At 58.4% G+C, this 14,982-nt stretch carries 7 protein-coding genes; all 7 read right to left on the bottom strand.

Annotated elements, in window-relative coordinates; genetic code table 11:
- Positions 1 to 4 precede the first annotated feature (4 nt).
- The gene (locus ACXIUA_RS11085) at positions 5 to 3,031 is read right to left on the bottom strand and encodes a YPDG domain-containing protein (RefSeq protein WP_457976867.1); all 3,027 of its coding nucleotides are present in this window, start codon (positions 3,029 to 3,031) and stop codon (positions 5 to 7) included.
- A 474-nt stretch (positions 3,032 to 3,505) separates the two neighbouring features.
- Entirely contained in the window at positions 3,506 to 8,500 is a 4,995-nt protein-coding gene (locus ACXIUA_RS11080) for a Rib/alpha-like domain-containing protein (protein WP_457976866.1), read from the bottom strand.
- A gap of 657 nt (positions 8,501 to 9,157) precedes the next feature.
- A complete protein-coding gene (locus tag ACXIUA_RS11075; RefSeq protein WP_288792596.1) occupies positions 9,158 to 9,613 on the bottom strand; it encodes a hypothetical protein in 456 nt (151 codons plus the stop codon).
- A gap of 5 nt (positions 9,614 to 9,618) precedes the next feature.
- Complete coding sequence (locus ACXIUA_RS11070) at positions 9,619 to 10,044, bottom strand: helix-turn-helix domain-containing protein (protein ID WP_256005595.1); 426 nt, start codon at positions 10,042 to 10,044, stop codon at positions 9,619 to 9,621.
- Positions 10,045 to 10,113: 69 nt separating this feature from the next.
- Positions 10,114 to 10,710, bottom strand: coding sequence for a hypothetical protein (locus ACXIUA_RS11065; protein WP_457976865.1), 597 nt, complete (start codon positions 10,708 to 10,710; stop codon positions 10,114 to 10,116).
- 116 nt (positions 10,711 to 10,826) lie between these two features.
- On the bottom strand, positions 10,827 to 14,501 hold the full coding sequence (locus ACXIUA_RS11060; protein WP_457976864.1) for a YPDG domain-containing protein: 3,675 nt from the start codon (positions 14,499 to 14,501) through the stop codon (positions 10,827 to 10,829).
- Complete coding sequence (locus ACXIUA_RS11055; protein ID WP_457976863.1) at positions 14,494 to 14,952, bottom strand: hypothetical protein; 459 nt, start codon at positions 14,950 to 14,952, stop codon at positions 14,494 to 14,496. The genes ACXIUA_RS11060 and ACXIUA_RS11055 overlap by 8 nt, the downstream gene beginning before the upstream one ends.
- Positions 14,953 to 14,982: the final 30 nt, after the last annotated feature.

Below are 14,982 nucleotides of genomic sequence, written 5' to 3'. Positions count from 1 at the left end.
TGCGTCACCACAATGCCGAGCGCCGCGATACCGCGCAGGCCCGCCAGTTCCGGGAGTACGTTAATGTTTCTGATGTGGACATTGTAAGCAAACGGCGCGTGAACTTCGTACCATCAGGCGCCGTGGTCGGGTTACCCTCCTTATCCTTAAACGTCGGAGCAGGAACCTTCACATCCTCACCAGGCTTACCAGACCCGTCCTCATAGTTCGGGTCGAAGTGATCGTTCGCGTTTGGAACCTTCGGGTTGCTGTCTTGATCATCCGGGATGCCGTCACCGTCATCATCCGTATCCGTGAGATCAGGCGTGCCGTCACCATCGGTATCCAGCTTGAACTTCGCCTTGGCCTCGTCCGTGGACTTATCTGGGTAGGTCACCGTGACCGGAACATCGAACTCTTCCGTGGTCTCCTTGTTCAGCTTGGACTTATCCGGGAAGGTCACCGTGACCTCACCGGTGTTCTCATCGATAGAGACCTCGTAGCCCTCAGGCGTAGTAAAGCCATCGGTGATCTTGAACTTGGAGCCCTCAGGAGCGGTTGCGTCCTTGCCATCCTTGTCGGTGAAGGTCGGCGAAGACTTTGTCTCCTTGCCTGGGACGACGAGCTTGTCCTCGTAGGACGGCTCGTAAAGGTCCTTGTCCTTGTCGGTCACCGTGACGGTGACGTCAACGTTGTCCTTGGTTCCATCTGGGTAGGTCACAACGACAGGGATCTTGACCTCGTCACCTGGTTTGGCGGTGTCCGGGATGTTGACGGTGATCTCACCGGTGTTCTCCTCCACCTTGACGACGTAGCCCTCGGGAACATTCTCACCCGGGGTGAACTTCGTACCATCAGGCGCCGTGGTCGGTTTACCGTCCTTGTCCTTGAACTCCGGCTTATCAACCTTGGCTTCGCCACCAGGCTTACCCTCGCCGCCCTTGTATTCCGGCTCGTAGGACAAGTTCTGGTTCGGAACCTTCGGATTACTGTCATCCTTATCATCGATACCGTCGTCGTCATCATCCGTATCCGTGACGTCAGGCGTGCCATCCCCATCGGTATCCAGCTTGAACTTCGCTGTAGCGTCATCCTTAGAACCATCCGGGTAGGTCACCGTGACCGGAACGTCAAACTCTTCCGTGGTGTCCTTGTTCAGCTTGGACTTATCCGGGAAGGTCACAGTGATCTCACCGGTATTCTTATCGATCTCGACGGCATAGCCCTCAGGAGCCTTGTAATCTTCTGGGATTGCGAACTTCGACCCCTCAGGCGCGTCGACCGTCTCTTCGGTTGGGTTGCCCTCTTGATCTTCACCAGTCTTGGTGAATGTCGGAGAAGACTTCGTCTCCTCACCCGGAACGACGAGCTTTTCCTCGTACGCAGGCGTCAATTCATCCGCGTCATTCGTCACCAGAACGGTCCATGCGGAGACGTCGTTACCGCCGGAAACCAGGACAACGTTGAAGTAATCACCCTTCTTTGCATCCTTTGGGATGTCGAAGGTGCAAGCCTTCACTTGGGCCTTAATGCCCTTGGATTGGTCGAGTTCGCAAGTCTTCTTGACGTCGCCCTTCTGGTCGCGCCACTCGACCTTCGACGGCAAGGTCGACAAATCACCGTTGAACTCTGGGGTCACCGTCGCTCCAGGAGCGGCCGGCTTGTCCGTCGCGTTGTAGTCAGCCGTGATCGACACCGGGGTGTACGGCATGACCGCGTAGTTGACGTTGTACAGGGAGTTCAGATTCTGGAACGGAACACCAGTGAAGTCGATCGGCAGCTGGTTCTCGCCTGGAATAGCCGAAGCCCGGAAGTCTCCACCATCATTGAAGCGTTGGAAAACTGGAGTGTGGAAGCCCGTGTAACCGTTCTGGACTACACCGTCCTTGTTTTCGACCCACACGAAGACATGGTTCGGATTCAGGATATCCTCGCGATCCTGGCCCTTCTCGTACGCGCCAAAACGCAGGGTGTATTCACCCTTATTGTTGGTTTTTCCGTAGACGGTCTTGAGGATGTACTCGGGGTGGTCCTCAAGCATCTTCTTGGTTGCATCTGCTAGCTGGTTCGGATCGTCCTTGTACTGCTCGTGCAGCTTCTGGTTTGCTGCAGCACCATCCTTGGTCAAGGTGGATGCATATACGGTGTAGCCATCCGCAGCTTCGTCGACGCCATTGAAAGACGGACCAGTAGCGACGATGCCCTTGTCTGGGCCACCAGTCTCGAGCCAGACAGTGCCGGAAATGGTGTTCGGAACGTCGGTCTGCGTCGATGCCAAATCGATCGGCCCCTCAGGGTCCTCGACAAGCTTGTCACCCTTCGCAGCCATCCAGCTGGTTTCGTGGCTCGGTGGAACTTCCTGGTAGAAAGCCGCCATCAACTGGATGTTGCCATCAGCAGCAACGAAGGAACCGAGGGGGCCCTCAACTACACCGTTGAAAGAGCCCGGGACAAAGCCGTTGGCCTGGCGGAACATGACCATCTTGTTGCCGCGCTCGTTGGTGTACGGCTCTACCCAGATACGGTGTTTTTGATCCGTACGAGCAGACCAGGTGTGCTCCACCCCGAGTTTGTCGGTCCAGGTAATGCCTTTATCCCCGGTACCAAAAGCGAACGTACCCTGACCGCCGTTGCCACCGACAACATCCGGCAGGGTGTGGGTCTCTGCCTTAAAGATTGGCGAGTACGAACCGTCTTTGTCCTGGAACTGTGCGTAAACGGTGACGCCGTCCAGTGGAATGTTTCCGTTATCGATAGTCGATCCCGGGTTGCCCTTCGGGCCGGTCGCATATACGTGACCCGATATCAGGCCCTTACCAACACCGTGAGCGTCAGTCAGGTTGGCAGCCTTGGTGACGCGGCCACTGGCGATCATGTCGGCATCAATCACACCATTCGCATCGGCCGCTGGCGCGACCGGATTCTGATCCGCAACTGCTGGAGTTTCCTCCTGAGCAAACGCGACCGGCTGCGCGAATGGCGCTACCAACGCAAACGACAATGCGGCTGCAGCAATCGAGGTGCCACGACGCGCTTTATATGAGCTTCGCATGAAGATTCCTTCCATTGATCCAAGCGGTATGACTTTCAATTCACCAACCAAATCACTGGATAAACTTCCAGACAAAATGATTATTCATGCCAATTAAAAGCCATTCACCAAAAATTGTATCAATCCATACAGGCCACAGATTACGTACAGCTGTTTTCTAATTTCGCAGGTCACAGACTTACAAACGTCGACTTTCGCCCTCCGTATAGTCCATTGACGGGTGGATTACTACCTTTTTGTACATCTAAATACTTACCCCCCCCCCGAAACGTTGTCACACCTGCTTTCCGGCGCAAAAGTACATGTGTGGTACACCTCTTCTTCAAATAGCCCAATTCATAAAATAAATAAGCTGTGGCCCGCTACACATTCGGTAACGGACCACAGCTTGAGTTTTTCTTATCGGATATTCAGTCCAGCTTCACGCAACCCGGCCCCCTACTCGGGGGTGCAAAGCGGATCGCGCGCAACTGGCTATTTCGTCGACTTGCCTTCCTTCTTTGCAGGCTCCGACGACAACTTCGTCGTCTTACCGGAGGACCCCTTCAGCTCCAGGTCCTTCACAGAGGAGCTCGGGCCGCCGGGCTTGCAGGCGTCGTAAATGAACGTGCCGGCCAGGACGCCAGCCGCGATCAACGCGATGCCAGCGACAACCATGCCGAGGTCAGCACCGACGGTGCGCAGCTGGGCATTGATGCGCTCAGCCTGAGCAGCCATCTCCGGGTTGAAGATGCCAGCTTGCTGCTGGATGCGAGTGTTCGCAGTCTTCAGCTGCGCCTCTACCTGTCCCGCGAGGTCACTCAGCACAGGGATCTGAATCTGGGAAGCCAGCCCCAGCGGCAGCAACGCGATCAGCGGCAGACCGAAGCCAACAGCGGATGCTGCACAGGCACCAGCGTTGACCTTGCCAGCAACCGTGACAGTCTTCGCCTTGTTGCCGTGGCCGTCCCTCACATTGATCTTGTCGCCTTGCTTGAGCTCAACACCCTTTGGCAGGTTCACGGACCAGTTGCCGTTCGCGTCAGTCGGGGCCTCAAGTTCCTTGCCATTCGGCAACGTGACGATGATCGTCTCGTTCGGGCGGTCGCCCTTACCGGAGATCTTTGTGTCACCCGCCGTAATCGGGTTCACCGTCGGCGCGGTGGTGTCTGGCTTCTCGCCGTCGTTTGCCGGGTCGGAGCCAGCCTTGATCTCGGCTTCGTTCGTGACGCCGTCACCGTCGAAGTCGCCGTCCGGATCCAGCAGCGACTTGCCATCCTTGCCGATCAAGTCAAAGTTGGCGGTCGCGCTGTTTGTCGAGTCGTCCTCGTAGGTGAAGCCAACCTCGACGGCCGGGCGGGCGAACGGTGTGAAGGTTTCAAAGAACTTGTCCCAACGCTTCTCGACGTCAGTGCTCTTCAGCTCCGGCAGCTTCGCCTTGAACTCGTCGGAGACGTCCGTCATCGACGGCGCCTTCGCTGTGAGCACGCCGTTGTCCTGCGGGGTGAACGCCCACTTATCAGCGCCCTCAGGCTTCTTCGCCTCAACGCTCTTCACCGGCGCCTTGGTACCGAATGGGTCGTTGGTGTTCTTCTCGCCATCAACCGGAATGCCCGTGACCTTGTCGTACTCCGGCACGAAGCGCTCGGCGTCGGTGCCGACGGTGATGGTCGTCTGCACCTCGTCGGTGGAGCCGTCCGGGTAGGTCACAACAACAGTGACGTCGTAGACGCCCGGCTTCGAGGTATCCGGGGTCTCCTTGTACTTGAACGACGTACCCTTTGGCAGTTTGTCGGCGTCCTTGATGTTGCCCTTCGCGTCCGGGGTGCCACCCGTCTCGACCTTCTGGTTCTGGCCCTGCGGATCGTTCTTGTCGGCGTCGGTCGCGTTCTTCTGCACCTTGACGTTGGCATTAACCTTGTCGGTGGTGCCGTCCGGGTAAGTGACGACGATGGTCACCGGCTTGTCGCCCTCAGTAGAGGTGTCCGGAGCCTGCTCGTACTCGAAGGTCGTGCCCTCCGGCAGCTCGTCGACGTTGGTCACGTGGTCCTTGGCTTCCGGCACCTCATTCGGCGCGACGGTCTTGTCCTGGACCTGCGGCTCGTATGTGTCAGCGTCGGACTTCTTCGGCTGCTCCGGCTTCGGCTTCGGCTTCGGATCCTCCGTCTTCGGATCTTCCACCTTCACGGTGGCCTCCACCTCGTCGGTGGAACCATCCGGGTAGGTCACGATGACGGTGACCGGCTTGTCACCAGCGGTAGAGGTGTCCGGATCTTCCTTGTACTTGAACGTCGTGCCCTTCGGCAGCTTGTCCGCGTCCTTGACGTTGTCTTTCGGTTCCGGCTTCTTGCCGGTTTCGACCGTCTGGTCCTGGCCCTGCGGATCATGTTGGTCAGCCTGCGTGACCTTATCCTGAACAACGACCTTGGCCTCAACCTCGTCGGTGGAACCATCCGGGTAGGTCACGATGACGGTGACCGGCTTATCACCAGCGGTAGTGGTATCCGGATCTTCCTTGTACTTGAACGTCGTGCCCTTCGGCAGCTTGTCCGCATCCTTGACGTTGTCTTTCGGTTCCGGCTTCTTGCCGGTTTCGACCGTCTGGTCCTTACCTTGCGGGTCGAACTGCTCGGCCTGATCCTTAGCAACCTTCACCGTCACCGGCACCTCATTGGTAGTGCCATCCGGGTAGGTCACAACGACCACAGCCTTCTTATCACCAGAAGTGTCAGTCTTCGGAGCATCCTTCCAGGCGTACTTGGTGCCCTCCGGAAGCTCGTCCTTGTTCGCGATCGAATCCTCAGCCTTCGGCTCAGAGTTCTTCGCAACCTCCTGGTCCTTACCCTCCGGGTCGAACTGCTCGGCCTGATCCTTAGCAACCTTCACCGTCACCGGCACCTCATCGGTAGTGCCATCCGGGTAGGTCACAACAACAACAGCTGGCTTGTCACCGGAAGTGTCAGTCTTCGGAGCATCCTTCCAGGCGTACTTGGTGCCCTCCGGAAGATCTTCCTTGTTCGCAATCGAATCCTCAGCCTTCGGCTCAGAATTCTTCGCAACCTCCTGATCCTTACCCTTCGGGTCGTACTTGCCGGCCTGGTCGGTGACCTTCAGCGGCACGACGTCGGTGTGCTCGGTCTCGTTACCATCCTGATCCACCAACGTGTAAGTGACGGTGACGTTCGGCTCCTCTTCGGAGGCGTCAACCTTCTCGGTCGGCGTACCGATGATCTTGCCGTTCTCGAACTTCAGCCCATCCGGAAGGCCCTTAACCTCCTTGATGGGGTCTTTCTCCTTCAGCTTGTAGCCCTGCGGCAGCTTGTCAAAGCCTTCCGGCTTCACTTCCTGCTCGTACGGCTCGCCGACAACGCCGTCGGCAAGCTTGGTGTCCGTCACCGTGATCTTGGTGACCACCTGCTCCTTACGCTTCTGCGGAACGAGCTTCTTTTCGGTCTTCTCGACGCGCTTTTCCGGATCTTGCTCGTCCGGGTTTTCGTAGACCGGTTTGCCGTCGTCGTCAAGCACCGGCACTTCTTGCTCGACCATGACCTCGACCTCGCGGGTCACGATGACCTCGGTGGTGCCCGGGGTGGTCGGCTTGCCGGTGATCTTGCCGGTCTTCGGGTCGATCTCCAGGCCTGCAGGCAAGTCGTTAGCCGAGTAGGACGGTTCAGCGCCCTCCTTCATATTGTCCGGCAGATCCTTGAACAGCGGCGTGACGTCGTTATCCGGGAAATCGGTTCCCACCGAACCCAACGGCAGCGGCTCAGGAACAACAGCGGTGAAGGAGTCTGCGATCTCCCAACGATCAGACGGCTCACCGGAAGCCGGGTCAACAGAAACCAGCGCAGCGGTGTAGACGGTTGTCTCCTTCAGGTCTTCCGGAGCCTGGAAATCACAAGACTCGAGCGCACCCTTGTCATCGCTCTTGATCTTGCACATCGCGTCCTTGATCTCGGTCTGGGTGCCGTCCGGGGCGGTGGCGTACCAACGGATTGCGTACTCCGTGTTCGGCAGCAGGCCGGACGTCTTCGTGGTCACCTTGGAGCCGGGACGACCCTTGTTGTCGTAGGAGTTGTACTCCGGAATATCGAAGATCGGCTGTGCAGTCATCAACGGGAACTGCAGACCGTTCATGTTCGCGCCAGCAATAACGGTGCCCTGGTCGCCGTAGTTCATGAACATGTTGGCGACGAACGCAGAGTTCTTCACGTCGCGACCCTCGATGTTCGGGTAGATGTACATGTAGTCAGTGTTGATGTGGCGCACGTCGTACAACGAAGCACCGGTAAACACGTTGACCCACTGGTTCTGATAGTCGTCGGCGACCTTGCCCCAGTCTTCGTCGCTGACCACATTGTTCACACCGAAGTTGGCCTTGTCGCGCGAGTAGCCCAGCGTGCCCTTGAACGGCAAGTAAATCGTGCCGTCGTCCTTAGACGGGGCAACCACGGTCTCCGCAATGTGGGAGCCTTCGCCGTGCTCATCCTGGTACGCCTTGATGATGCGTTCCTGGTTCGCACGCTCCTGCTCAACGGTGTAGTTCGGGTTCTCGTTCTTCCAGGCGTCAATCTGACGCGCGACTTCGTCGTTGAGGTACGACGCGACAATCTCGATTCCGCCAGCGGCGCGATCGCCGCGGCTCGGCTGGTACTTGTAGTAACCCGGCAAGGTACCGGCAGACTCACCAGTCTCCCACCACACCATGGACTCGTTCGGGTGGGCAATGCTCTTGATCGCGCCAAAGTCTCCGTAGTACGGGAACTGACCATCAACCGTCGGCTCACCAGTCTCGCCATCGAGGGCTCGGGTCCAATCCTTCTCCGGCTTAGCCAACCAACCAACGTGGTTCGGCTTCTCTTCCAGCACAAAACGGCCGTTGGTAATACGGGAACCAGCAGGGCCTGCAGTAAAGTTCCAAGATTCCTGCACACGGTCCGTAATCGAGGTGTAACGACCCGAGTTGAAGTCACCCGCGGCAACCACCGAGTACTTGCTTGGATCCGGGTTCTCGCCCCACACGCGGACGCGAACGCCACCGGCGGCCAGCCAGAACGGCGGCGCGTCGACCTCGTTGGTCACGTTTTCAGACAGGTCGAAGGAGAAGCGACCCTCAGAATCGGTCGTGGTATAGAACGTCGGCGAGACCTCACCGTTCTTGGTCACGTACTGCAGGTAGATGACATTGCCCTTGAGCGGCTCATTGTTCGAAGACAAGTCATCGTGGCGGCCATCCTTATTGATGTACGCCCAGCCGTGATAGCCATAGAAATCACGCCAGCCACCCTTAGTAAAGATGGCGTTTGGCACCTGCTTGTTCTTACCCTCGCCTTGCTGGGCGCCCTTGTCAGCGCTTGAGGCAGGAGCAGCAGAAGCCGGCGGGTTGTCTTGTGCAAACGCAACAGGTTGAGCCAGCGGGGCCACCAGTGCAAAGGACAACGCCGCGGCGGCAATCGAAGTGCCGCGACGTGCCGTGATGCTCTTTCGCATATGTTTCTTCCTTCTTCCCGAAGATCTGAATGTCCAGAAAGTTGTGTCCGTGCCCGTCAATAAGGTGCACAGACCTTTCCCGAAACTAAACAATATCGACAGGAGTGCACCGTTCCGGGAATCCTTTTTCGCAAGAAACTTGCACAATTCCGCCCGCATTCAGCGCCTATTCGGCCGGAATCCACGGCAGCCTGCATCGACTCAAACTGAAGCCCCATCTCCGGCCGGTTACTTTTCTTTTGGTTAAAGCGTTTTAAGAATGGATTGATAACGGCCCTATTTCTTTTGACTTTCAACAGCAGTCAAGCGGATTACCGCCAAACATTCTTTGAGCCCCAACGGGAATAGAGCCCAAACACATCCACCGAAACACAAACGTAGCGCTCACGACATTTGTGCCAGACCTTTAGTTCAGTGTCTTATCCGGCAATTGCCGAAACGAGTTCCTCCCTGAGTTTTTCCCGACAAAGATCAGCCAAAGTGATGGCGAGAATTCTCCAAGAAGGGCGAAACACCCCCCAATAGGGGCACTCTATTGATTGACATAAGTCGGTCTACTTCGAGTTTTCTACACAGAAGCTGAGATAGACCGACGGAAACTCCGGCGCTTCCTCCCCCAGCACGCCGATCTATAAAGTGACCTGCTCGATCGCCACATCAGGAGTTTTCAGTACGCAGACGCTGCCTCATATCACCGATAAAGCGACTTTCAGTATCGAGCGAAAAGCGAGCATGAATCAGTTGGCGGCTACGAGTCAACGCCACCTGTTCATATTTACAGACGGCAAAGAGCTGCGGAAGAGCGATATCGCAGACAAACGTTTCCCATGTGTCCAAGTCGAATTGAGGGCTATCCTCCCGCTTATCCCACACACCTTCAGCCTGAACGGTGTAATACACCTTCCCCGGCTCATTTAAAGCAAGGTTCAACCGAACCTTCACCACATCTTGAGCGTTTGCCTCATTAAGAGTCGGAAGCTGTGCGCCGAGACTCAACGGGGCCTTTCCATGAGGATTGGGGCCGTTCGGCGTTGGAACCACTGCCACTGCGGGAGTGCTAAATGTTGAGTGGCTAAAGAACCTGTTGGACAGTTCGTAAACATTGTCGACCACTTGAATCACCTGTGTATCGGTTGGAAATCCGACGTGACATATTCTTCAAACTCTCGAGCCAGATCGATATCTTCACTCACCAATTCGACATCGTAAGTGGCTTCTCGAGTGTCATACTGCGCTCGCCGTGCACGCTCCTCCGTGATAGTCGGATATGAATCACGCTTAAAAACGACGATACTTACGAAACCATCAATCGCCTCCGCATAGTCCGCCAAGGTTTGAAGCTGCAGGTTGGATACGGGATTGATGGATTCAATTTGGCTCACCCTCGCCTTGGACAATCCGCCCATTCGCTCGCCGACTTGCTCTTGCGATAATCCACGTTCCTTACGCAAAGTCCGCATACTGTGGATAAGCTCAATGAACACCTCCTGCTGGTCAATGCCAGCTTTATCTTGTTCATACAACTGATCGAGAATGCTGTTCATCTTGAATTTCACCTCCATCTCAACAAAGTCAATATATAGCTTAACTTACTGACATTGTATCCAACTAGCTTAATCTGCATACATAGTGGGGTCGGGTGGTCTGACTTGGCTCTTTTCATCAGCCGCGAATCGAGTCACCGAAACCATGGCTCTGGCAATATCCTTTGTCTGCCTACCTTGTCGCGTTTGATCTTTCGTGCCGCCACCACCCACAATGACTCGTTTCCGGGGTTTCCCCTCCAGGTCAGAGACATCGCTGAAGTAGACCCGGTGAGCCGACGCCGGATTGTCGTGTTGGCTGTATAACTCCCCCATCCAGATCAGGCTTACATCACTAGGCAATTGCGTCGGTTCAACCTTTCTCCCTACAGGAATTCGATGTACTCCATCCTCGTTTACGACTGAGTCCGAAAGCTCAACGTTATCCGCTTCATCGAGGCAGCTCCCAGGCCTGTTGAGCCAGTTAAGTTTGGCAAGAAAGTCCCCGCTGACCTTCGCATATTGACGCGGCGCTTTTCGATCTTTTCGAAGCCACGCGATGTATTCAGCGAATTCCTCGGTGACGTCCCAACGTTTACCGCCGTCATCACTATGCTCAGTTGGGATGTAGCAATGGGGCTGGCTGCCAAACTCCGGTGGATCGGACTCAAGAGGATTCAGCGACATACCCACATACTATTGCGCCGGTACCCTATCGATCATCAACGATTCGAACATAATTTCGACACCGTTTATTTTCGAAGTCCCGGTGCCCGTAATCATGTTCAACCGCAGAAGTCCCATCAAGGATTCTTACTGCTCAGCCCGTCCTTGTTCACCTCTGGCCCGCACTGCGTGTAGATCAGCGCGCTGAGCGCCACACCAAACGCCAGCAAGCCCGCGCCAGCCAGCGCGATCTCCGGGTTCTTCACGCCGGACTGGCCGCCAGGGCCGAACGCGTCGGCCATCGCCTTGCGCATCGGAGCAAACGCCTGCTGCACGCCAGGGATTTCCTGCGCCGCAATGCCCAGCGGCAGCAGCAACAGCAGCGGCACGCCAGTAGTGACGGACACCGCGATGCACTTCTCCACTTCCCAACGCTCCGAACCGGAATCCGGCTTCTGCGCCGTCGTGGTTGGGGTGGCAGGGGTAGTGGTCTCGGTTGGCTGGTCCGGCTCCGTGGTCGGGGTTGGGGCTGGTACGGCGAACGGGTTCGTGCGCTGTTCCAACTCGTCGAGGTTGGACACGCCGTCACCGTCGGCGTCCGCTGTGCGGTCGAGCAGTGGGTGCTTGTGGGCGTCGAGAAGCTCGAAGGCTGCTGTGGCCAGCTCAACACGGCCGTCTTCGTGCTCGACGATGACGTTGACCGCCGGGCGAAGCACGTGCTGGAAATCCACCGCGAACTGGGCCCACACAGGCGGGCGCAGCTGCACCACACCGTCGCGGGCGCTGCCATAGGCCTCCTCGAAGAGCGCGGCCAGGAACTCCTGCGACGGCGCAACCGCGTGGATCTGGCCGGTGTTCTCGTCGAGGGTGAACTCCCAGCCGTGCGCGCCCGCCGGGGCATGCATCTCGTAGCTGCGCACCAGCGCCAGCGAGTCGGCGAACGGGTCGCGCGTCATGGCGCGTCCGCCCATGTCAACCGGCACACGGCCGAGCGCGCTGTTCGGATCCGCGTAGTTCGCGCGGGCGTCCGCCGGCGGAATCGGGACCGACGAGGTGGTCGGCACTGGGGTGGTGCCCGGCGCGGTCGCTGGGGTGGTCGGGGCCTGCGAGGTCGCCTCGCTTGTCGACGTCCCCTTCGTCGTCACCGGTGCTGGTTCAGGCGTCGCGGTGGACGTCGACACCGTCGCCGTAGGGGCAGCTGAGGTCGGTGTGGTGGAGGTCGGCGCTGTCGTCGTGACCGGGGCGGCCACGCGGACGCGCACCGGGATCACGTCGGAGGAGCCGTCCTTGTAGCGCACCGTGATATCGAAGACCACGGTGCCCGGGGTCGCGTGCTTCGGCGCGTGCAGCTTCACCGCATCGCCTTCGACGGTAACGCCCCAGTCCAGCGGCCCGCTGACGGAGACCTCTGCATCCTTCGGCAGGGCATCGCCCAAGTTGTCCAGCGTGACATCCCCGTTGGCCTTCGTCGTCGCGCCCTGGTACTTCGGCGTGTAGAGGTCCGCGACGTTCTCGGTAACGCGCAGCGGGATGCGGCCGATCTCTTCGCCGGTAGAGAGCGCGGAGACGACAATCACATAGTCATCGCCAGGCTTGGTCTCCACCGGAACGGTCAACAGCATCGCGCCAGAATCCAGGTCCAGGTCTACTGAGGCGCCCTCAACAGACTTCCCTTCGGCACCGATGCGCTCCAGTCGGGCCTGTGCGTTGCCGGCGTGCTCCACCGTCGGGACCAGACGCTCCTGGTGGGCACCCGCAGCTACTGACTGCTGCTCAACCGTGCTCAGTACCGGCAGCGGCCTGCGGAGGTGAACCTTCGCCACGCCGCGGATCGGGTCCTCGTACGGCACGTGCGCCACGACCGGGACCTCAACATCAGTGAGCTGGCGGTGTGACACATCGACCGTGAGCTCGCCGGTGTCGGCGTCGATAGACACTCCTTCCACCGGGCGCTCCAGCTCGAACTGGGTGCCCTCGAACGTGAGCTTCTCATGCTTCTTGGTCGCGCGGTCATCGAACGTCGGCGCCGGGAACTTCGCCGTCTGCCCCGGCTCCACCTGCTGCTCCTTGTACTCCAAGGCGTACTGGGCAACGTGCGGCACGAATGTCGCAATCGCGGCCGAGACCGGACGCGAGCCCGGGCCCTGCGAACCCTGCGCATCATAACGTTGGATCTTGTTGCTCGGGTCCAGCATCTCCACCGGAATCTCAATGCGCTCGCCAACCTGGTCCATGCGTGGCGTGAAACGGACCACGCCCTCATCATCCACACTCACCTGGGATGCATCAACCCCGAACGGCAACGAACCCAGCTGGAACTCCGCGCGCTCCGGCTTCTCCTCCACCGGATCCGAATCCGGGTTATCAAAGCTCGGCGTCGCCTCCGCCGCCCTGCCGACGGCCGCCTGCACCGAATCCCCGTACTCCAGGAACATGTGCGTCACCGCAAACGAATCCTGCGCCAGCATCGCCTGCACGTTGCCAGCGTCCGACGCGTAGAACAGGCGGGCAATGTACGTATCGCCCTTCTTCGCATCATCCGGCACCTTGAAGTCACACGACTCAATGCGCGCCTGGTCATCCGGCGTCGTTGCCTTGCACTCGTGAACCCGTTCGCCTTCATCGTCATACCAGACGATCTTGTAGCTCAACCCCTTCGAAAGCGGCACACCCGAACCAAACGTGCGAACCGTCTCCCCCGGAGGCGCCCAGTTGTTAAACGTGTTTCGCTTCTCCACGTGGAATTTCAAGGGGGCCGTCGATAAGGCGTAGCGCGGCGAGCTCACCAGCGTCGACCCAGCGTATGCCGAGCCTGCCGAAAGCTTTAACCACGGCACGTCCGACCCCGACCAATAATCAAAACTACCGCCGGGCCCCGGGCCACCCCAGTACCCCAACGCCCACGGGTGGATCGCGCCGACGTTGTTCGGCAGCTCCTTGCCATCCGGGGTCAAAATCGAGACGAACGACCAATCCCAGTTAATATGCTTCGAATACATATTGCCCTTGGCCCACGAGCCCTCATCCCACGACTCCGCAACCCGGTGATGCCAACTGCCCACCAGACCGGGATAGCTGTAAGTGTCACCGTAGGTACCGCGCCAGTACAGGTTGAAATCGCCGTTCTCGTCCGTCGTGGTCACGGCGGTTTCCGCGATCCAGCTCTGGTCCTTCGCAACCTGCTCATTGATCCAAAGCTGAAGCTGTTTCTCATCCTCCGGAGTCCACGATCGGCTACGAACCTTCTTACCAAAGTGCTCCCGGCCATACTCGCGCGTCTTCGCCACTGCCTCATCCGACAGGTACGATCCGACCACCATCATCCCAACGGCCGGGGCATCTCCCGTATTGTTCGTCATCGACTCCTGGTAGCGCCGGTTATACGGCGTATCCACCGTATTCCAGAACATCTGCCCCGTGTACACACCAAACGGAGTTCCCGAGCCCTCATTCTCAACCCACTTCGAGCGGTCCTTCAGATGCTGCGCCGAGTTCCTCCGGTCCTGGTACGCCACAAAGAACCCATTCACCTTGCCGCCACGCCACCAACCATTCGTCTCATACGAAGGCGTCACATTGCCCAACCAATTCGTCGGCGGCACAATACCCGCCGGCTGATGGATCAGGCGGTAGTCATCCCGGACGCTCTCCGGCAGCTCCACCCAGACGCGCAGCTTCTCACGCAACTGATCACGCCCGCGATCACCCGAACCAACCACGCCGACCGTCGCATCCGCCAAAAACTCACGCTCCACCCCACGCGCATCCACATACGGCTGCAGCTTCAGCGAAAAGTTCCCGTTCTCATCCACCTCCGTATAAAAACGTCGGCGACGAATGCTCCGTATACACGCCCTCATACCACTGCGCGAACACACGAATCGGCTCCCGACGCACCGGCGCCCACGTCCCCGGATGCAACGCCGGCGTCAAATTCCCCGAACCATCATCAACCATCACCGGCCGCCCCAGCGGCTCCCCCTTGCGGTTCGTCAGCACCTTCGCCGACGCACTCACCGTCCGCGCCGAACGCGCCACCTCCATCGGCAGCTTCACCGAACCACTCACCGTCGCCGGATCATCCGGATTCCCCGGCGAAAACAGCGCCTCCGTCGAATGCAGCGCCTGCGCATAATCCGGCGCAACCACGTTCAGAAACGGCTTCGCCGCCTCCACATCAATCTGCGCCGACGCCTGCGGCACCACAATTGACGACGCCACCACCGCAGCAACCACCGCCATACCCAACCGGGAAGTGTTCATGCGCAGACAACTCCATCTCTAAAAAAGATT

The sequence above is a fragment of the Corynebacterium sp. UMB8791 genome (assembly GCF_054166365.1).
This window is presented reverse-complemented; position numbering and strand designations above follow the sequence as displayed.